The organism is Lentzea albidocapillata subsp. violacea (assembly GCF_900100275.1).
In the GTDB taxonomy this organism is placed as follows: domain Bacteria; phylum Actinomycetota; class Actinomycetes; order Mycobacteriales; family Pseudonocardiaceae; genus Lentzea; species Lentzea violacea.
Genome location: NZ_FNET01000002.1, coordinates 37,313 through 59,249, shown reverse-complemented (window position 1 = coordinate 59,249; position 21,937 = coordinate 37,313). Strand labels below are relative to the sequence as shown.

The following is a 21,937-nucleotide window of genomic DNA, read 5'->3' as shown; positions in this document are numbered from 1 at the left end:
ACTGGAAACGGTCCGGGCCAAGCTAGCTCATCACACCGGCACTGCGGGGGCTCTTCGCCGGACTCGGGTTCAACGGGGTGGGGATTCATGATCGTGGGCGCGAAGCGTGACCTTGTTGCGCTGCTTGACTTGAGCGAACTGTCCACTCCGGACTCAACAGCCGTGGTGTTCGAGGGTGTTGAGGTCACCTACGGCGCGCTGCACGCGGACGCGAACCGATTGGCCCGGTTCCTGCTCGAGCAGGGCGCGGGTCCGGACCAGGTCGTCGCGGTGGCGCTGCCCCGTTCGGTCGAGCTCGTGGTCGCGCTGCTGGCCGTGGTGAAGACCGGCGCGGCGTACCTGCCGGTGGACCCCGAGTACCCGGCCGACCGGATCGCCTTCATGGTCGAGGACGCGCGGCCCGTGCAGGTGCTGTCGCACAGTACGGTTCCGGTGAGTGGACTGGTGCTGGACGATTCCGCCACGACCGCTGTGCTGTCCGGCTACTCGCCGGCGCCGATCAGCGACGCCGACCGGGCCCGGCCGATCGACCCGCGGGACCCCGCCTACGTCATCTACACGTCCGGTTCGACCGGGCGGCCGAAGGGCGTGGTGGTGTCCCATCGCGCGATCGTGAACCGGTTGCTGTGGTCGCAGGCCCACTACGGGCTGGACGCGAGTGAGCGGGTGTTGCAGAAGACGCCGTCGAGTTTCGACGTGTCGGTGCCGGAGTTCTTCGGCCCCTTGATCGCCGGCGCGACGCTCGTGCTCGCTCGTCCCGGTGGTCATCGGGATCCGGCCTACCTGGCCGAGCTGATCCAGCAGCAGGGCATCACCGAGGTCAACTTCGTGCCGTCGATGCTGCGGGCGTTCCTGGAGGAGCCCGCCGCTGCCGGGTGTACCGGGTTGCGGCGGGTGCTGGCGGCCGGTGAAGCACTGACCGGTGACCTGGTCGAGCAGTTTCAGTCCACTCTGGACGTTCCGCTGCACAACCTGTACGGGCCGACCGAGGCAGCGGTCGAGGTCAGTTACTTCGAGGTGCCTGCGGGTTTCCAGGGCAGCGCCGTGCCGATCGGTCACGCGGTGTGGAACACGCGGCTGCGAGTCCTGGACGCCGACCTGAACCCGGCGGAGACCGGCGAGCTCTACCTCGCGGGCGACCAGCTGGCCCGCGGCTACCTGAACCGGCCGGGGCTGACCGCCGAGCGGTTCGTCGCCGACCCGCACGGCGCGCCGGGCGCCCGCCTGTACCGCACCGGCGACCTGGCCAGGGTGCGCGAGGACGGCGCCGTGGTCTACCTCGGCCGCACCGACACGCAGGTCAAGGTGCGCGGCTTCCGGATCGAGCTCGGCGAGGTCGAGACGAGCCTCGAACGCCATCCCGCGGTGCGGCAGGCCGCCGTGCTGGTCCGCGACGAACGCCTGGTCGGCTATCTCGTCGGTGAAGTGGATCTGGACGACCTGCGGGCGCACCTCGCGGTGACGCTGCCCGAATACATGGTGCCGGCGTTGTTCGTGACGCTGGACGAGTTCCCGTTGTCCCCGGCCGGAAAGCTCGACCGGGCCGCCTTGCCGGAGCCGGACCTCAGCGCGTTGGTCACCGGCTCCGCGGCGAGCACGCCGGCCGAGGAAGCGCTTCTCGCCCCGTTCGCGGCGATCCTCGGTCTCCCGGCGGTCGGCACGGAGGACGACTTCTTCGCACTGGGCGGCGACAGCATCGGCGCGATCCGGCTGGTCAGCCGGGCGCGGCAGGCCGGGTTCCGGCTCACGCCGGAACTGGTCTTCACACACCGCACGGTCCAGGCGCTCGCGGCGGTCGCCACCCCCGTGGTCGAGCTGGCGCTGCCGGACGCCGGGGTGTCGCTGGCGCCGCTGGCAGAAGGCCTGCTGTTCCACGCGCTCTACGACGACGTCGACGTGTACGTCTCGCAGCTCACCGTGGATCTTGCCGGCCCGATCGATGCCGACCGCCTGCGCGAGTCCGCCCGGTGGCTCGTGCGCAGGCATCCCAACCTGCGGTGGGGCTTCCGCGCCGACGGCCGGTTCGACACGTCCGAAGTGGACGTTCCGTGGCGCGTGGCCGAGGGTGACCTCGACGAGCTGCGGGCCGAGGAACGGCGCCCGTTCGACATGGCCGCCCCGCCGTTGCTCCGGTTCCTGTTGCACGGCAACAAGCTCGTCCTCACCTGCCACCACATCCTGCTCGACGGCTGGTCGACACCGGTGCTGCTGGACGAGCTGCTCGCGCACTACGCGGGCGAGCAGCTCGCCGATCCGCCGCCCTACCAGGACTACCTGAACTGGCTGGGCGCACAGGACCGTGCCGCGGCGGAACGGGTCTGGCTCGACGTGCTCGACGGTGTCGACGAGCCGACGCTGGTCGGTGGCACCGAGGAGCGCGACGTTCGCGTCGTCGAGCTGTCCGAGGAGCTCACCACCGCGCTGACCCAGCGCGCCCTCGATGGCGGCTACACGCTGAACACCGTGGTGCAGGCGGCCTGGGCGCTCGTGCTCGGCGGGATCACCGGTCGCCGCGACGTCGTGTTCGGCACCACCGTGTCCGGACGACCGGCCGACCTGCCCGGCGTCGAGACGATGGTCGGGTTGTTCATCAACACCATCCCGGTGCGCGCCACCTTCCGGCCCGGCATGACCGTGGCCGAGCTGTGCGCGGACCTGCATCGGCAGCAGCTGAGAACGAGCGAGAACGCCACCCTCGGACTGGCCGACCTGCACCGGCTCACCGGCACCACCGAACTCTTCGACACGCTCACCGTCTTCGAGAACTACCCGGACGAGGTGCGGCCGCACGGCGACCTCACGATCGCCGGCACCGAGATGCGCTATCCCGTGCACTACCCGCTCGGCCTGATCGCGGTGCCGGGGGAGCGGCTCACGTTGCGGATCAGCCACCGCACCTCGTTGGCGGGACAGGTGGAGGACCGGCTGCTGCGGGTGCTGGCCGCGTTCGCCGGCCCGGACCAGCCGATCCACAACGTCGACCAGCTCGATCCGGCCGACCGTGACCGCGTGCTGACGCGGTGGAACGACACCGCGGCCGAGGTTCCCGACGTCACCCTGACCGCGCTGCTCGCCGAGCAGACCGCCCGGACGCCCGACGCGACCGCCGTCGTGTTCGAAGGCACCTCGCTGACCTACGCGGAACTGGACACGTGGGCCAACCGGGTCGCGCATCACCTGCTGGCGCACGGCGCCGGCCCCGAGCGGTTCGTCGCCGTGCTGCTGCCTCGCTCACTGGAGCTGGTGGTCGCGCTGGTCGCGGTGCTGAAGGCCGGGGCGGCGTACCTGCCGATCGACCACGACCACCCGACCGACCGGATCGACTTCATGCTCGCCGACGCCGGCGTGGTGCTGGCGTTGCACGAACTTCCGGACGTGTCCTGGCAACCCGCGCAGGCACCCGCGCTCACCGCGACGCCGGACAACGCCGCGTACGTGATCTACACGTCCGGTTCGACCGGGCGGCCGAAGGGCGTGGTGGTGTCCCATCGCGCGATCGTGAACCGGTTGCTGTGGTCGCAGGCCCACTACGGGCTGGATGCCAGTGAGCGGGTGTTGCAGAAGACGCCGTCGAGTTTCGACGTGTCGGTGCCGGAGTTCTTCGGGCCGTTGATCGCCGGCGCGACCGTCGTGCTCGCTCGTCCCGGTGGCCACCGGGATCCGGCCTACCTCGCCGAGCTGATCCAGCAGCAGGGCATCACCGAGGTCAACTTCGTGCCGTCGATGCTGCGGGCGTTCCTGGAGGAGCCCACCGCTGCCAGGTGCACGGGCCTGCGGCGGGTGCTGGCGGCCGGTGAGGCGTTGCCCGGTGACCTGGTCGAGCGGTTCCAGTCCGTTCTGGACGTTCCGCTGCACAACCTGTACGGGCCGACCGAGGCAGCGGTCGAGGTCAGCTACTTCGAGGTGCCGCCAGGGTTTCCGGCAAGCTCGGTGCCGATCGGGCGACCGGTGTGGAACACCCGGCTCTACGTCCTCGACCGGGACCTCAACCCGGTGCCGCCCGGTGTCGCGGGCGAGCTGTACCTCGCGGGCGACCAGCTGGCGCGTGGCTACCTGAACCAGGCGGCGCTGACCGCGGAACGGTTCGTCGCCAACCCGTTCGGCCCTGGCCGGATCTACCGCTCCGGCGACCTGGCCCGGTGGGACGAGGACGGCACGGTCACCTACCTCGGCCGCACCGACACGCAGGTCAAGGTGCGCGGGTTCCGGATCGAGCTGGGTGAGGTCGAGGCCCGGCTGGCCCAGCACCCGGCCGTGCGGCAGGCACTCGTGGTGGTCGTGGACGATCGCCTGATCGGTTACGTCGCCGGGGATGCCTCCGTGGCTGACCTGCGGGCGCACCTCGCCGAGTCGTTGCCCGAGTACATGGTGCCCGGTGCGTTCGTCGTGCTGCCCGTGTTCCCGTTGACCCCCAGCGGAAAGGTCGACCGCAAGGCGTTGCCCGCACCCGAGGCCGTGGTCGTGGAAAGCCGCGCGGCCCGCACACCGACCGAGGAACTGCTCGTCGGTCTGTTCGCGGACCTGCTGGACCTTCCGGAAGTCGGTGTGCAGGACCGGTTCTTCGACCTCGGCGGGCATTCGCTGGTCGCCATGCGGCTGATCGGCAGGCTGCGCACGGTCTTCGGCGTGGAGCTCGACATCCGCAGCCTCTTCGACGCGCCGACGCCCGCCGCGCTGGCGGAACGAATCGCCACCGCGGGCGGTGCACGGCGGCGGGTGACGGTCGCCGAACGCCCCGAGCACCTGCCGGTCTCCTATACCCAGCAACGACTGTGGTTCATGGACCGGCTGGAGGGCCCGAGCGGCACCTACAACCTGCCGTTGGTGCTGCGGCTGTCCGGTGAGCTGGACGTGCCCGCGCTGCGGGCCGCGCTGATCGACCTGGCGGACCGGCACGAGTCGTTGCGCACGATCCTGTCCGAACGCGATGGCCTGCCCTACCAGGTGGTGCTGCCGGCGGTCGACGTGCCGCTGCACCTCGGTCCGCCGGACGCGCGAGCCGGCTTCGACCTGACCGCCGAACCGCCGATCCGGGCTCATCTGCATCGCCTCGCCGACGACGAGCACGTGCTGATGATCGTCCTGCACCACATCGCGGGGGACGGATGGTCACTCGCCCCGCTCGGCCGCGACCTCTCCACGGCCTACGCTGCCCGGCTCGCCGGCACCGCGCCGGACTGGGCGCCGCTGCCCGTGCAGTACGCGGACTACACGCTGTGGCAGCGGGAGGTGCTCGGCACCGAGTCCGACCCGGCGAGCCCGATCGCCGCGCAGGTGGAGCACTGGCGGCAGGCGCTGGCCGGGCTGCCGGAGGAACTCGCGCTGCCTGCCGACCGGCCTCGCCCCGCCTCGGCCAGCTACGTCGGCGGAGTGGTCGAGTTCTCCCTCGACGCGGCGCTGCACTCGCAGGTCCGCGAACTCGCGCGCCGCCACCAGGTCAGTGTCTTCATGGTGCTGCAGGCGGCGTTCGCCGCGACCTTCACCCGGCTCGGCGCGGGCACGGACATCCCGATCGGCACGCCGGTCGCCGGGCGCACCGACGACGCGCTCGACGACCTGGTCGGCTGCTTCCTCAACACGCTGGTGCTGCGCACGGACACCTCGGGCGACCCGACGTTCGCCGAGCTGCTCGCACGGGTGCGGCAGACCAACCTCACCGCCTACGCCAACGCGGACGTGCCGTTCGAGCGGCTGGTCGAGCTGCTCAACCCGAGCCGTTCGCTGGCCCGGCACCCGTTGTTCCAGACGATGCTGGTGCTGCAGAACACGCCGCCGGTCGAGTTCGACCTGCCGGGGCTGGAGGTGCGCCGCGAGGCCGACGAGCTGGGCGTCGCGAAGTTCGACCTGCTCTGCTACCTCACGGAGAACGCCGCCGGCATCGACGGGAGGCTGGAGTACGCCACCGATCTGTTCGACCACGGCACTGCCGCGCAGCTGGCCGGCCGCGTGATCCGGCTGCTGACCGCGGCGGCCGAGGCTCCTGATCGTCCTGTCGGGACGCTCGACGTGCTCGACCCGGCCGAACGCGACCTGGTGTTGCGGCAGTGGAACGACACCGCACGGGAGGTGCCCGCCCGGTCCGTGGTGGAGCTGTTCGAGGACCAGGTCGCGCGGACCCCGGACGTGGTCGCGGTGTCCTGCGGTGATGTGGTCCTGACCTACGACGAGCTCAACGCCCGCGCCAATCGCCTCGCCCACCACCTGATCGGTCTCGGCGCCGGGCCGGAACGCTATGTCGCGCTGGCGATGCCGCGTTCGGCGGACCTCGTCGTCGCGTTGCTCGGCGTGCTGAAGTCCGGCGCCGCCTACCTGCCGCTCGACCCCGACTACCCGGCCGAGCGGGTCGGCTACATGCTCGCCGACGCCGAACCCCTGCTGACGTTGCACGACCTGCCGTTGTCCGATGTGGACACCAATCCGGGGGTCGTGGTCGCGGAGGACAGTCCCGCGTACGTGATCTACACGTCCGGCTCGACCGGCAAGCCCAAGGGTGTGGTCGTCCCGAGGGCGACGCTGCTGAACTTCCTCGCGTCGATGGCCGAGACCGTGCCGCTCGCCGCGCACGACCGGTGGATCGCCGTCACCACGATCGCGTTCGACATCGCCGCGCTGGAGATGTTCCTGCCGTTGCTCAGCGGTGCCGCGGTCGTGGTGGCGGAGAAGGAGACGGTCACCGACCCGGCCGCGCTCGTGCAGTTGATCGCGCGTACCGGCGGCACGGTCCTGCAAGCCACGCCGTCGTTGTGGCAGGCACTCGTCGCCGCGGAACCCGAGGGGGTGCGCGGCCTGCGGATGCTGGTCGGCGGCGAGGCGTTGCCGCCCGCACTCGCCGACTCGATGCGGGCGCTGGCGTCGGGTGTGACGAACATGTACGGGCCGACCGAGACCACGATCTGGTCCACCACGCACGCGCTCGCGGGCCGTTCGGGCGCGCCGGCCATCGGCAGGCCGATCTGGAACACCGACGTCTACGTGCTCGACGCCGCGTTGCAGCCCGTGCCGCCCGGTGTGCCGGGCGAGCTGTACATCGCCGGGCTCGGGCTGGCCAGGGGCTATCACCGCAGGCCGTCGCTCACCGCCGACCGGTTCGTCGCCAACCCGTTCGGGGCAGGCCGGATGTACCGCACGGGCGACCTCGCGCGCTGGGGCGCCGACGGCGAGCTCGAGTACCTGGGCAGGGTGGACTTCCAGGTCAAGGTGCGTGGTCACCGCATCGAGCTGGGCGAGATCGAGGCCGTCCTCACCGCGCATCCGGCCGTGCGCCAGGCCGTGGTCGTCGTCCGGGACAACGGCCTGGTCGGCTACGTGACCGGCGGCGCGGACGGGCTGCGGGAGCATGCCGCCGCGTCACTGCCCGAGTACATGGTGCCGTCGGCGATCGTCGTGCTGGACGCGTTGCCGTTGACCCCCAACGGAAAGCTCGACCGCAAGGCGCTGCCGGAGCCGGACTGGACCGCACAGGCACGGGTCGTGCGGACCGCGCGCAACCCCGTCGAGGAACTGCTCTGCTCGCTGTTCGCCGAGGTGCTCGGTGTGCCCGCCGTCGGTGTCGACGAGGACTTCTTCCGGCTCGGCGGCCACTCGCTGGCCGCGATCCGGCTGATCAGCCGTGCCCGCGCGGTGTTCGGCGCGGAGCTGAAGATCCGGCATCTGTTCGAGTCGCCGACCGTCGCCGGACTCGCCGCGTTGCTCGGCAGCGCGGACGCGGCGCGACCTCCGCTGGTCGCCGGGCCCCGGCCGGACGAGATCCCGCTCTCGTACGCGCAGCAACGGATGTGGCTGCTCAACCGGATCGAGGAAGCCGAGGGGATCTACAACATCCCGCTCACGCTGGTGCTGACCGGTCCGCTCGACCGGGTCGCGCTGACCGCCGCGCTCGGTGACCTGGTCAGCCGCCACGAGGTGCTGCGGACCGTCTACCCCGAGGGCGACACCGGCCCGCGCCAGCAGATCCTGCCGTCGTGGACGCCGGAGCTGCTGGGACCGGGCAGTCACGAGGAGGACTTCGACCTCACGACCGAGCCGCCGTTGCGGTGCCGGCTGGTCGAACTCGGTCCGGACGAGCACGAACTGTTGTTGCTGCACCACCACATCGCGGGTGATGGCCGGTCGACCGCGCCGATGGTCCGCGACCTGATGCAGGCCTACGAGGCGCGGCTTGCCGGGCATGCGCCGGACTGGACGCCGCTGCCCGTGCAGTACGCGGACTACGCCGTGTGGCAACGCGAGATGCTCGGATCCGAGTCGGACCCGAAGTCGTTGTTCCGCCAGCAGCTGGACTTCTGGTCCGGTGCGCTGGCCGGGTTGCCGGAGGAACTGCCGCTGCCGGTCGACCGGCCTCGCCCGGTCGTGTCGGAGTTCCGTGGCGGCCGAGTCGATCTGACGATCGAACCCGAGCTGTACCGCCGGATCCGGGCTCTGGCCGACGAGCACGGCGTGACCGTGTTCATGGTGCTGCAGGCCGCGATCGCGACGCTGCTGACCAGGCTCGGCGCGGGCACCGACATCCCGATCGGCAGCCCCGTCGCGGCCCGTTCGGACGACGTGCTGGACGACGTCGTCGGGTTCTTCGTCAACACCGTGGTGCTGCGTACCGACACCTCCGGCGACCCGACGTTCGCCGAGCTGCTGGCGAAGGTCCGGGAGACGGGTCTGGCCGCGTACGCGCATCCCGACCTGCCGTTCGAACGGCTGGTGGAACAGCTGCAGCCGGCCAGGTCGCTGTCGCGGCACCCGCTGTTCCAGGTGCTGCTCGCGTTCCAGGACACGCTGGCGCAGGAGATCACGTTCGGTGCGGCCACCGGCCGGGTCGAGGTGCGCGACACCGACGTCGCGAAGTTCGACCTCGCGTTCGACCTGGTGGAGGAACCCAACGGCATCACCGGCGGGCTCGAGTACAGCGCCGAGTTGTTCGACAGGTCCACCGTGGAGCGGATCGCCTCCTGGCTGCACGGTGTGCTCGTGTCCGCGGTGCGGGACGCCGGTGTCCGGATCGGTGCGCTCGACTTCCTGTCGGCCGCCGAGACCGCACAGCTCGTCACCGGGTTCAACGCCACGGCGCGTGATCTGCGCCGGGCGCCGTTGCCCGTGCTGGTGCGCGAGCAGGTGGCCAGGACGCCGGACGCCGTCGCGGTGGTGTTCGGTGACACGGAGCTGACCTACGCCGAGCTGGACGCCCGCGCGAACCGGTTGGCGCATCGGTTGATCGAGGCCGGAGCAGGTCCGGAGCGGCGGGTGGCGCTGTCCATGCCGCGCTCGGCGGACCTGATCGTCGCGTGGCTCGCGATCCTCAAGACCGGTGCCGCCTACGTGCCGATCGACGCGGACTACCCGGCTGAGCGCATCGCGTTCATGATCGAGGACGCTCAGCCGGTTATCACAGTTACTTCAGTGCAGGCTGAAGGTCAGCCTGACACCGACCCCGGCGTCGAAGTGCCACTGACGAGCGCCGCGTACGTGATCTACACGTCCGGCTCGACCGGTACGCCGAAGGGCGTCGTGGTGACGCACTCCGGCATCGCCGGGGTGGCCGGGGTGCACGTCGACAGGCTCGGCCTCGGGCCGGGCGCTCGGTTCCTGCTCGCGGTGTCGGTCAGCTTCGACGTCTCGCTCGCGGACATCGCGATGGTGCTGACGTCCGGTGCCACCCTGGTGGTGCCGCCGCCGGAGGTGAAGCTCGCGGGCGACGAGCTGGCGGACCTGATCGACACGTACGCGATCACGCACACCGACCTGGTCGCCGCGATGCTCGCGTCGATGCCGGAGCGGGACTTCCCGACGCTGCGCGGGTTCGTGGTCGGTGGCGAGGCGTGCACGGCCGACCTGGTGGAACGCTTCTCACCGGGCCGCACGATGATGCAGGTCTACGGGCCGACCGAGTCGACCGTGGTCGCGGTGATGAGCGACCCGTTGTCCGGGACCGAGACCCCGCCGATGGGCCGCCCGGTGTGGAACACCAGGACGCTGGTGCTGGACTCCTGCCTGCGACCGGTTCCCGTCGGCGTGCCGGGGGAGCTGTACCTGTCCGGTGACGGCCTCGCCCGCGGGTACCTGGACCGGCCGGCGCTGACGGCGGAACGGTTCGTCGCCAGCCCGTTCGGCGGGCGCATGTACCGCACCGGCGACCTGGTGCGGTGGCGCGCGGACGGCAACCTCGAGTTCCTCGGCCGCGCGGACCAGCAGGTCAAGATCCGCGGGTTCCGGGTGGAACTGGGCGAGATCGAGGCGGTGCTGCTGGCGCAGCCTGGCGTGACCGGGTCCGCGGTGATCGTCCGCGAGGACACGCCCGGTGTCCGGGTGCTGGTGGGCTACGTGACCGGCGCGGCCGACCCGGCGGCGTTGCGTGGCGAGCTGGCCCGCACGGTGCCGGACTACCTGGTGCCGGCCGCGATCGTGCCGCTTGCCGTGCTGCCGTTGACGCCCAACGGGAAGCTCGACCGGGCCGCGCTGCCCGCGCCGTCGTTCAGCGGTACCTCCGGCCGGGGGCCGCGCACACCGCAGGAAGAGATCCTGGCCGGCCTCTTCGCCGCCACGCTCGGGCTCGACAGCATCGGCGTGGACGACAACTTCTTCGACCTCGGCGGGCATTCGCTGCTCGCGACGCGGCTGGTGAACCGGGTCCGCACGGCGCTGCGCGCCGAGCTGCCGGTGCGCGCGGTGTTCGAGCACCCCACGGTGGCCGGGCTCGCCGAGCGCGTCCGGACCGCGGGCCGCTCCGTGCACCCGCTCGTGCCGATGCCGCGTCCGGAGCGGATTCCACTGTCGTTCGCCCAGCACCGGCTATGGATCCTCAACCAGATGCTAGGGCCTGTATCGAGGTCCGTGTTCGCGATAGCCGAGCCTGAGGTGGTTCCTGGGGGCACGGGCGACAAGCCCACATACAACAGCGGTATGCGGGCTTGTCGCCCGCACCGCCAGGAACCACCTCAGGCTCGACTCTCATCGAACGAGACCTCGATACAGGCCCTGGACGCCGACGCGGCCTACAACGTGGCGGTCGCGTGGCGGCTGACCGGCGCGGTGGACCAGGCCGCGCTCGTCGCGGCGTTCGACGACGTGGTGGACCGGCACGAGTCGTTGCGGACGGTGTTCCCGCAGACCGGCGAGGGGCCGGTCCAGGTCGTGCTGCCCGCCGGCGCGCGGTTGTCCGTTGTGGACGGACCGGCCGACCTCGCTGCCGCGGCACGGGGCTTCGACCTGACGACGGACCTGCCGGTGCGGGCCACCCTGTTCACCGGTGCCGAGCAGGTGCTGTTGATCACGCTGCACCACATCGCGTTCGACGGCGCGTCGATGGCCCCGCTGATCCGCGACCTCGAACTGGCCTACCGGGCGAGGGCGGAGGGCAGGGTGCCGGAGTTCGCGCCGTTGCCGGTGCAGTACGTGGACTACACGTTGTGGCAGCGCGAGACGTCCGATGTGGACGGACGGCTCGGCTACTGGCGGGACGCGCTGGCCGGGTTGCCCGACGAGCTGGAGCTGCCGTTCGACCGGCCGCGGCCCGCCGTGCCGAGCGGGCGCGGCGACCTGGTGTCGACGTTGCTGGACGCCTCGTTGCGTGACCGGTTGAAGACGTTGGCACGCCAGCACGACACGACGTTGTTCATGGTGCTGCACGCGGCATTGGCGACGGTGCTCACGAAGTTCGGCGCGGGCACGGACGTGCCGATCGGCAGCCCGGTCGCCGCGCGCACCGACGCCGCGCTGGACGACGTGGTCGGGTTCTTCGTGAACACGCTCGTGCTGCGGGCGGACACCTCCGGCGACCCGACGTTCACCGACCTGCTCGCCAGGATCCGGGAGATCGACCTGGCCGCCTACGCCCACGCCGACGTGCCGTTCGAGCGGCTGGTGGAGGAGCTGAAGCCGGTGCGGACCGCCTCCCGGCCACCGCTGTTCCAGGTCGTCCTGGCACTGCAGGACGGTGCCGCGCCGGTGCTGGACCTGCCGGACGTACGGGCGGAGGCGCTGGAGCCCGGCGTGCACCCGTCGCGGTTCGACCTCGAGCTCAGCTTCGCCGAGCAGTCCGACGGGCTGCTCGCGGAGGTCACGTTCAGCACCGACCTCTTCGACCGGCCGACCGTGCTGCGGCTGACCGGCGCCCTGCACCGCCTGCTGGAGACCGTCGCCGACGCGCCGGAGCAGGCGATCTCGTCGATCGACGTGCTCTCGGCGGAGGACCGCACGCGGCTTCTGGTGGAGTGGAACGGCTCCACAGTGGACGGGCCGGCGCGGGTGCTGCCGAGGATGATCGAGGAGCAGGTGCGCCGGGCACCGGACGCGATCGCGGTGATGTTCGAGGGCACGTCGTTGACCTACGCGGAGCTCAACGAGCGGGCGAACCGGCTGGCGCACCGGCTGATCGGCCAGGGCGCGGGGCCGGAACGCCTGGTGGCGCTGCGGTTGCCGCGGTCGGCAGACCTGATCGTGGCGTGGCTCGCCGTCCTCAAGACCGGTGCCGCCTACCTGCCGATCGACCCCGGCTACCCGGCGGAGCGGATCGAGTCGATGCTCGCCGACGCGCGGCCCGCGATCGTGCTGACCAGCGCGTCCGTCGACGGCGACCAGCCGGGTACGGACCCGGAGGTGCGGATCGACCCGGCGAACACCGCGTACGTCATCTACACCTCGGGGTCGACCGGCACTCCCAAGGGCGTCCAGGTCACGCACGCCGGGATCGTCACGATGGCGCTGACGCACGTCGACCGGCTCGCGATGGGACCGGACAGCCGGTTCCTGCTCGCCGTGTCGATCAGCTTCGACGTGTCGCTTGCCGACATCGCGCTGACCCTGCTCGCCGGTGCCGCGCTGGTCGTGCCGGGTCCTGACCGCCAACCGGCGGGTGACGACCTCGCGAACCTGGTCGAGGAGAACGCCGTCACGCACACCGACCTGGTGGCGTCGATGCTCGCGTCGGTGCCGCCGGGCCGGGAACTGCCGAGCCTGCAGGGGTTCGTGGTCGGTGGCGAGCCGTGCAGCGCGGACCTCGTCGCCCGCTGGTCGCCCGGCCGCACGATGATGCAGGTCTACGGGCTCACCGAGACCACGGTCGTGTCGGCGATGAGTGATCGGCTCACCGGTACCGACCACCCGCCGCTGGGCAGGCCGATGCCCGGCACCCGCGGGTACGTGCTGGACGACGCGTTGCGGCCGGTGCCGGTCGGTGTCGCGGGCGAGCTGTACCTCGCGGGCGACGGCGTGGCGCGCGGGTACCTCGGCCGGCCGGGGCTGACCGCGCAACGGTTCGTGGCGTGTCCCTTCGGCGGACGCATGTACCGGACCGGTGACGTGGTGCGCTGGCGTGCGGACGGCAACCTCGAGTTCGTCGGCCGGTCGGACCAGCAGGTGAAGGTCCGCGGTTTCCGGATCGAGCCGGGTGAGGTCGAGGCCGTGCTGCTGGCCCAGCCCGGCGTCGCCCAGGCCGCCGTGCTCGCCGTCTCCGATCGTCTCGTGGCATACGTGGTGTCCACAGTGGACGTGTCGCGGGAGGCGCTGGCGCGGACGTTGCCGTCGCACATGGTGCCGTTCGTCGTGCCGGTCCCCGCTCTGCCGCTGACCCCGAACGGCAAGCTCGACCGGAAGGCGTTGCCCGCGCCGGACTTCACCGCCGGCGTGCGGCGAGAGCCGCGCAACCCGGCCGAACAGATCCTGGCCGAGCTCTTCGCCGAGGAGCTGGACGTGCCCGCGGTCGGCATCGACGACGGGTTCTTCGACCTCGGTGGGCACTCCATCCTGGCGGCCAGGCTGCTCGGCCGGATCCAGACCGCCTTCGGGGTGCGACTGGGCATCCGGACGTTGTTCGAGGAGCCCACCGTCGCGGGGCTGGCGCACCGGCTCGGTCACGACGACGAGCGCGACTCGTTCGACGTGCTGCTGCCGCTGCGGACGGACGGCGCCGGGACACCGTTGTTCTGCGTGCACCCGGCGGCCGGTATCGGCTGGGTCTACTCCGGACTGCTGCGCGGCGTGGACCGGCCGGTGTACGCGTTGCAGGCCAGAAGCCTCACGGCCCAGGCACCGGGGTCGGTCGCCGAGATGGCGGCGGACTACGTCGCCCGCGTCCGGGAGGTCCAGCCGGAAGGCCCGTACCACCTGCTCGGCTGGTCGTTCGGCGGTGTGGTGGCCCACGAGATGGCGGTGCTGCTGCAGGAGCAGGGCGCTGAGGTGGCACTGCTGACGTTGCTCGACGCCTACCCGGTGCGCGCGGACGATCCGGGTCCGGACGCGATGCTCGCGTCGCTGGGCCATGGAGACCGCGGTGAGCTCACCGGGTTCACCGCGGAGCAGGTCGACGCGATGGCCGCGACGTTCGCCACCAACGCCCGGCTGATGAACGCCGCCACTCCGCGGGTGTTCCGCGGCGACGTCCTCTTCTTCGCCGCCACCGGAAGCCCGTCGCCCGGCCTGTGGGCGCCGCACGTGACCGGCCTGATCGACGTGCATTCGCTCGACTGCGCCCACGGCGCCATGACCCAGCCCGCACCCATCGCCGAGATCGCCCAGGTCCTCGGCGCCAGAACCGCACGGAGCATCTGATGAGCAACCCGTTCGAGAACGCCGACGGCACCTACCTCGTGCTGATCAACGACGAGGGCCAGTACTCGCTGTGGCCCGAGCACATCGCCGTGCCCGAGGGGTGGACGGTGACGTTCGGGCCGGACAGCCGGTCCGCGTGCGTCGACCACATCGACGAGAACTGGGTCGACATGCGGCCGCGGAGCCTGGTCGAGCAGATGGGGCAGCAGTGAGCCGCAACCCGTGGCTGGTACTGGTGGCCCTGGTCCTCGGCCAGGTGATGACGCTGCTGGACACCACCGTCGTCAACGTCGCCATCCCCACCCTCGCGCGTGACCTCGACGCCTCGCTCGACTCGGTGCTGTGGGTGATCAACTCCTACGTGCTCGCGTTCGCGGTGCTGCTGGTGACCGGCGGCCGTCTCGGGGACCTGTTCGGGCAGCGCCGGATGTTCGTGTCCGGTGTCAGCCTCTTCACCGCCGCGTCGCTGCTGTGCGGCCTCGCGCAGACGGCGGACCAGCTGATCTGGGCACGGGTGGCACAGGGCATCGGGGCCGCGCTGCTCGTGCCGCAGACGCTGTCGTTGCTCACCAGGGTGTTCCCGGAGGACAAGCGCGGCGCGGCGTTCGGCGTCTGGGGCGCGGTCGGCGGTCTCGGTGCCGCGATCGGGCCGACCGTGGGCGGGCTGCTGGTCGACTCGCTGGGCTGGCGGTGGATCTTCTTCCTCAACATCCCGCTCGGGATCACCGCCGCCGTACTCGGGGCGGCCTGGCTGCCCGGCCACGACGGCGGCCGGCGGCGCAGGCTCGACCTGCTCGGCACCGTGCTGCTCACCACCGGCCTGTTCCTGCTGACCTACGGGTTGATCGAGGGGGAGCGGCACGCGTGGGGCGGGCTGATCCCGGTCGTGCTGCTCGGCGGCGTGCTCGTGCTCGGCCTGTTCGCGCTCGTCGAACGCGGCCGGCAGGACCGGGAACCGTTGCTGCCCTTCGTGATCCTGCGCGACCGGAACTTCACACTGATGGCGGTGGTCGTCGCCGCGCTGCCGCTGGGGCTGGGCGCGATGCTGTTCCTCACGCTGCTGCACCTGCAGTCGGTGGCGGGGATGAGCGCGCGGGACGCCGGGCTCACCGTGGCACTGGCCCCGTTGCTCTCCGCCGTCGTCGCGCCGAAGTCGGGCAGCGCGATCGACCGGTACGGCGGCAAACCCGTGCTGCTGGCCGGACTCGCGTTGTTCGCCGCCGGGATCGCCGGGATCGCGTTCGCGGTGCGGGCCGACGGCGTGTGGTGGCACCTGGTGCCCGGACTGGTCCTGCTCGGGCTCGGCATGGGGGTCGGCGGCTCGCCCGCGGCGATCATCGCGATGCGGGACATCGGCCAGGACGTGTCCGGTGCCGCGTCGGGGTTGTTCAACACCACGAGGTTGTGCGGCAGCCTGCTCGGCAGCGCGGCCGTGGGGGCGCTGCTGCAGGCCCGGCTGTCGGTGGAGGGGCTCGACGCCGGGCTGTTGCAGAACGTGGTGCCGCTGGAGTTCCGCGAAGGTTTCGCCGACGCGTTGCGGTTCTCCTACTTGCTTCCCGTCGCGGCTCTCGCGGCGGGGGTGCTGCTCACCCTTGGTGTGCGGCGCGTCGCGGTTGGAGTCAAGGGGGAGTAGATGAGAGTCAGGGGAAAACTGCTGGCGCTGGCCGGTGCACTGCTGGTCGCGTCCGCGGTCGTCACGCCGTCCTCGGCGGTGGCGGAACAACAGCACGGGGGAATTCAGAACACCCGCATCCGGATGTTCAACACGGAACCGTTCCGGCCACTACTACCGGGTGACACCAACGAATGGGGAGGCGGCCGGCTGATCAGCATGATGTTCACCGGCCTGGTCGGCTACCGGCTGGAGGACGCCGCGCCGTACAACGCGATGGCGAAGTCGATCTCCACGACCGACTCGAAGGTGTTCCGGATCAAGATCCACCGAGGGTGGCGGTTCCACGACGGCACGCAGGTCAGGGCGCGCAACTTCGTCGACGCCTGGAACCACGTGGCGTACGGGCCGAACAAGCTGCGCAACAACACCTTCATGGACAAGATCGAGGGCTACCGGGACCTCAACCCGGCGACCGGGGAACCGTTGGCGAAGAAGATGTCCGGGCTCAGGGTCATCAACGACCACGAGTTCCAGGTGACGCTGTCCGCGCCGCTCTCGATCTTCCCGACGATGGTGGGCTACTGGGCGTTCTACCCGCTGCCGGACTCGTTCTTCCGCGACCCGGCCGCGTGGCTGAAGCACCCGGTCGGCAACGGGCCGTACAAGTTCAAGGAGGCGGTGCCCAACGGCCACCAGCTGCTGACCGCGAACCGCCACTACAAGGGAGTGGAGCAGCCGCGGATCAAGGAACTGCTCTACACCGTGTACCCGGACACCTCCAAGGCCTACGACGCGCTCGTGCGCGGCGAGATGGACTTCATGGAGGCCATGCCGTACGACAAGATCACCAGCGGTCAGTACAAAAAGGACCTTCCCGGCCGGTACACCGACCGAAACTTCCTGCTGATGCAGAACCTGGCGTTCCCGAGCTACCTGCCCGGCTACGACAGCCCGGACCTGCGCAAGGCCGTGTCGATGGCGATCGACCGCACCGAGCTGATCAAGCTCGTCGGCGGCGGGCAGAAGCCGGCCGACGGGTTCACCATTCCGGGCCTCGAGGGCTACCAGCCGGGGCAGTGCGGTGAGCTGTGCACGTACAACCCGGTGAAGGCGCGGGAACACCTGGCGAAGTCCGGTTTCCAGGGACCGCTGCAGCTGCACACCAACATCGAGTCCGGCGCGCGCACGTGGATGGGCCCGGTGTGCCAGAGCATCACGGCCACGCTCGGCATCGCCTGCGAGACCAAGGAGACGATGTCGTTCCGCGAGTTCCGGCAGGCGGTCGTCGGCCGGACGATCACCGGCGCGTACCGCTCGGACTGGCGGGCCGACTACCCGTCGATCGAGAACTTCCTGTCCCCGCTGTACCGGACAGGTGCGTCCTCGAACGACTACGGCTACTCCAACCCGGCGTTCGACGCCGCGATGGACCGCGCGGACCGCGCACCGGGCAAGGAGGCGGCGCTGGAGCTGTACCGGGAGGCGGAACGCCTGCTGGTACAGGACATGCCGGTCGTGCCGCTGTGGCAGGAGTGGTCGGCGGTCGGCTGGTCGGACCGCCTGCGCAACGTGAAGGTCAGCATCCTGACCGACCTGGACGTGTTCCAGGTGAAGGTCGTCTGTTAACGAGGCCGCGGGTGGCCCTCGCGGCCACCCGCCCTCTTCTCGAGGGGATTGGCATGGACTTCGGACTGTTCTACTTCGCCGACGACGGCGCCGGCTCCGGTGACCGGTACCGGCTGCTGATCGAAGGCGCCCGGTTCGCCGACACGCACGGGTTCACGGCCGTGTGGACGCCGGAACGGCACTTCCACCAGTTCGGCGGGCAGTACCCGAACCCGGCGGTCACGGGCGCCGCGGTGGCCGCCGTGACGGAGCGGGTGGCGGTCAGGGCGGGCAGTGTCGTCGGCCCGCTGCACCACCCGCTGCGGATCGCCGAGGAGTGGTCCGTTGTGGACAACCTCTCGCGCGGCCGTGTCGGCCTGTCGTTCGCCTCCGGCTGGCACGCCGTGGACTTCGCGTTGCGGCCGGAGAACTACCCGCGCCGCAAGGAGGTTCTCGTCGAGACCATGCAGACGGTGCGCGAGCTGTGGCGCGGCTCGAAGATCGACGTCGTGGACGGCGCCGGCGACCGGAAGCAGGTGGGCATCTTCCCGGCCCCCGTGCAGAAGGAGCTGCCGGTGTGGCTGACCAGTGCGGGCACGCCGGAGACGTTCCGGCAGGCCGGCGAGCTCGGTGCCGGCGTGCTGACCCACCTGCTCGGCCAGGACCTCGACGACCTGGCGAAGAAGATCACCCTTTACCGGGAGGCGTTCCAGGCGGGCTCGCACGGCGTCGCCGGCAACGGTCAGGTGTCGTTGATGCTGCACACGTTCCTCGGCACCGACCGCGACGAGGTGCGCGAGATCGTGCGCAAGCCGTTCAGCGACTACCTGCGCAGCTCGATCAGCCTGATCGCGCGTGCCTCCGGCGACCTGATGCCGGGGGTGAACCCCGAGGACATGGACCCCGAGGACGTCGACTTCCTGGTCGCGCGCTCGTTCGACCGCTACTTCGACACCGGTGGCCTCTTCGGCACGGTGGAGGACGGGCTGCGGACGTTGGACACGCTCGCCGAGATCGGCGTCGACGAGGTCGCGTGCCTGATCGACTTCGTCGGTGACACGGAGGCGGTGCTGAACAGCCTGGTGCACCTGGACGAACTGCGGCGGTCAGCGGCAGAACGCCCCGGCGGCTGAAGGACAACGCGCGTCACTGATAGGAGACCATCGACGGTTTCGGTTCATGGGCCATGGTCTGCTCCGGCGTGAGCATCGGCTTGTCTTCGTCGTAGAAGTTCTTCCAGCCCATCGGGAGGTCACCCGGTCGAGCTTCTACCACGGAGTCCCAAGTGGACTCCTTCTGGCCGGTCGTGCCCTGCCCGTCCATGTGGATCAGCAGCTGCACCTCGTCCCGGGTGGTGTCGAGCGCGTGCTCGTTCCGGATCATCGACAGCTGGAACTGGTGCGCCACGAGCAACTTCTGCGGCAGGAACCTCGCGGCGGTCAGTTCGGCGAGCCACGCCGAGACCTCGTTGATCTCGGAGGCGTCGACCCCGCCGATCTGCTGCAGCGGCACCTGATCCGGTCCGAGCTTCCACTCCGGGTCGACGGCCAGGCCGACGTGCGGCATCTCCAGCAGCCGCTCGTACCGCTTGGCCTGATCCACCAACCGAGCCCTGCCCGGCTGCAGGTCCAGGATCACGTGCACGCCTTCCTGACCGGCCCTCTCCACCCACGGGCGCAACGCCTCGACAGCGGTCTCGCCCGAGTAGTCGCCGTCCGGTCCGGGAAAGCCGTGAGCGACGGTGGCGATGATCTCCAGGGCCGGCACGACGGGAACCTCGCTGAGCGGCTCGTATTCGGCGGCAAGTTTCTTGGCACGCGCGATCGAACCTTCGAGGTCCTGTTCACCCAGCGCGCCGAGCGCGGGCCCGTCCGGATGGCCGTAGAGGCAGACCAGCAGCCTGCCGGGGAAGAGCACCTGCCCACCGCCAGGCAGCAGAGCACCGCGGACCGCCGTGTCGACCCGCCCGCGCAGCCGCTCCGGCGAACCGAAACCCTTGCCCAGCGCCAGCAAGACGTCCGGCGGCTCCGCGCGCAGCGCGTCGATCGCGGCCGGGTCGCTCCTCGGATCGACGCCGTGCACCGCGACGATCCGCGCCCCCGCCGCCCGTGCGGTGGCGATCGCGGCGACGTCGTCACGGCCGGCGTCCGCCAGCACTGTCACGTTCACCGGCTCGGCGGGCTGGACGGCCGGCAGATCCGTCGCCGTGACACCGTCCTGTGGTCTGTCGATCCCGACCACCTTGGCTGTGCCTTGCCATGCCTCGACCTCACGGCGCGCGTCCGCGCCAACGGTGAGCACCACCTGCGGTGACAACCTTCCCACCTCGTCACGCACGGCCGCGATGCCCGGTTCCGTCGCGTTCGAGGCTGGAACCTGGAGCACCGGCACCCCCAGCCGCTCGGCGAGGGTGCCCGCTCCGGCCGAGGCCGCACGATCCGCCTCTGCGGCCACCACCACGACAGGGGCACTGCGGAAGAGGGCCGAACTCACGGCGATCGCCGATCCCGCACCGGGTTCCGCGTTGAGCACGGTGATCTTCTCGGCTGGTGCGGTCACTTCGGCCGTCATCGCACCGGCCGTCCCCTGGGACGTGCAGCCTGTCGCCAGAACGGCCATCACGACGGCGAGGTGCCGGAGCTTCCGCGCCGCCACTCGATCACGCACACGGTCGTTTTCCATCCACGACGGATAGCCGGTAGGGAGCCGGATCTTCGCCGGCAGCACCACAACCACCCGAAAGAGGGCAGCTGCTGTGGATGTTCATCCCGATCGACAATCATTCGACACATTCGATTGTCAGTTGCCTTGACCGCAAGGCCCGGACACGTTACGAATTGTTCCTGGGAGCGCTCCCCGTATGTCCGCCTCCATGCCCGAATCAACCTGTGGAGTTGCCATGGCAGCAGGTCAGGACCACTCGGAGAGCGCCGGATCGCAACCCGTGAGTCGGCGGGCATTACTGGCGGCAGGCGTTGCGCTACCGGTGCTGACGGCAGCGACACCGGCCGCGGCGGCCACCTCGGTGGTCGTCGAGCCGTCGAACGTGCAGCAGACGATCCTGGGCTTCGGCGGCATGAACCACGCTGTCTGGATCAGCGATCTCACCGCCTCCCAGCGCGACACGGCGTTCGGCAATGGTGCGGGTCAGCTCGGTTTCACCGTGCTGCGCATTCCCGTGCACGAGGACCGGGCGAACTGGCGTCGCGAGGTCGCCACGGCGAGGCGTGCGATCGAACTCGGGGCCAAGGTCATCGCCTCACCGTGGAACCCGCCTGCCTCGATGACCGAGACCTTCTCCGGAGGCAAGCGGCTGCGTTACGCCTCCTACGGCGCGTACGCGCAACACCTGAACGACTTCGTGGCGTTCATGGCGAACAATGGCGTGAATCTGTACGGCATCTCGATCCAGAACGAGCCGGACTATGCGCAGGAATGGACCGCATGGACCGCCGCTGAGATAGTCAGGTTCCTGCGGGAGAACGCAGGCAGGATCAACTGCCGGGTCATCGCTCCCGAGTCGTTCCAGTACCGCAAGAATCTCTCCGACCCCGTTCTCAACGACGCCGCCGCGCTGGCGAACGTGGACATCATCGGCGCGCACCTCTACGGCACCCGGCCCGCGGACCTTCCCTACCCGCTCTTCCGGGAGAAGGGCGCCGGCAAAGAGCTGTGGATGACCGAGGTCTACCACCCCAACAGCAGCGACTCGGCCGACCTGTGGCCGCAGGCGCTCGACGTGGGCGAGCACATCCACCGCTCGTTGGTGGACGGCCGGTTCCAGACCTACGTGTGGTGGTACATCCGCCGCAGCTACGGCCCGATGCGCGAGGACGGGCGGATCAGCAAGCGCGGAGCCAACATGGCGCACTTCTCGAAGTGGGTCCGGCCCGGCTACTCGCGGATCACCGCGACCGCGAACCCGCAGGCGAACGTCTACGTCTCGGCGTTCAGGAGCGGGTCCAGGATCGTGATCGTCGCCATCAACAAGAACACGTCGCCGGTGGACCACGTGTTCACCATCCGGAACACCGGTTCCGCGAGGGTCTCGACCTGGCTGACGAACGCAAGTGCGACCCTCGCGCACTACAACGACTTCACCGTGTCGAACGGATCGTTCAACGCTCAGTTGCCCGCCCGCAGCATCAGGACGTTCGTCCTGAACTGAGGTCGTCGTCATGG

Annotated in this window: 6 protein-coding genes and 1 pseudogene; 6 read left to right on the top strand and 1 reads right to left on the bottom strand. The window is 70.4% G+C overall.

Annotated elements, in window-relative coordinates; translation table 11 throughout:
• Positions 1-111 precede the first annotated feature (111 nt).
• From BLR21_RS05280 to BLR21_RS05260, 5 genes and pseudogenes are all read left to right on the top strand, one after another.
• Positions 112-14,535 (top strand): annotated as a pseudogene (locus BLR21_RS05280) (non-ribosomal peptide synthetase); the annotation flags it as partial.
• The gene (locus BLR21_RS05275; RefSeq protein WP_030474941.1) at positions 14,535-14,747 is read left to right on the top strand and encodes an MbtH family protein; all 213 of its coding nucleotides are present in this window, start codon (positions 14,535-14,537) and stop codon (positions 14,745-14,747) included. The pseudogene BLR21_RS05280 and the gene BLR21_RS05275, both read left to right, overlap by 1 nt.
• On the top strand, positions 14,744-16,168 hold the full coding sequence (locus BLR21_RS05270) for an MFS transporter (protein WP_090004576.1): 1,425 nt from the start codon (positions 14,744-14,746) through the stop codon (positions 16,166-16,168). The genes BLR21_RS05275 and BLR21_RS05270 overlap by 4 nt, the downstream gene beginning before the upstream one ends.
• Positions 16,169-17,776, top strand: coding sequence for a peptide ABC transporter substrate-binding protein (locus tag BLR21_RS05265; protein WP_090004575.1), 1,608 nt, complete (start codon positions 16,169-16,171; stop codon positions 17,774-17,776).
• A 53-nt stretch (positions 17,777-17,829) separates the two neighbouring features.
• Complete coding sequence (locus tag BLR21_RS05260) at positions 17,830-18,888, top strand: MupA/Atu3671 family FMN-dependent luciferase-like monooxygenase (protein ID WP_090004574.1); 1,059 nt, start codon at positions 17,830-17,832, stop codon at positions 18,886-18,888.
• 13 nt (positions 18,889-18,901) lie between these two features.
• On the opposite strand, the gene BLR21_RS05255 is transcribed toward BLR21_RS05260, so the two are convergent.
• Positions 18,902-20,437, bottom strand: a complete 1,536-nt coding sequence (locus tag BLR21_RS05255) for a hypothetical protein (protein ID WP_143027612.1) — start codon at positions 20,435-20,437, stop codon at positions 18,902-18,904.
• A 217-nt stretch (positions 20,438-20,654) separates the two neighbouring features.
• Between BLR21_RS05255 and xynC the strand changes: the two genes are divergently transcribed.
• A complete protein-coding gene (xynC, locus tag BLR21_RS05250) occupies positions 20,655-21,923 on the top strand; it encodes a glucuronoarabinoxylan endo-1,4-beta-xylanase XynC (protein ID WP_090004572.1) in 1,269 nt (422 codons plus the stop codon).
• Positions 21,924-21,937: the final 14 nt, after the last annotated feature.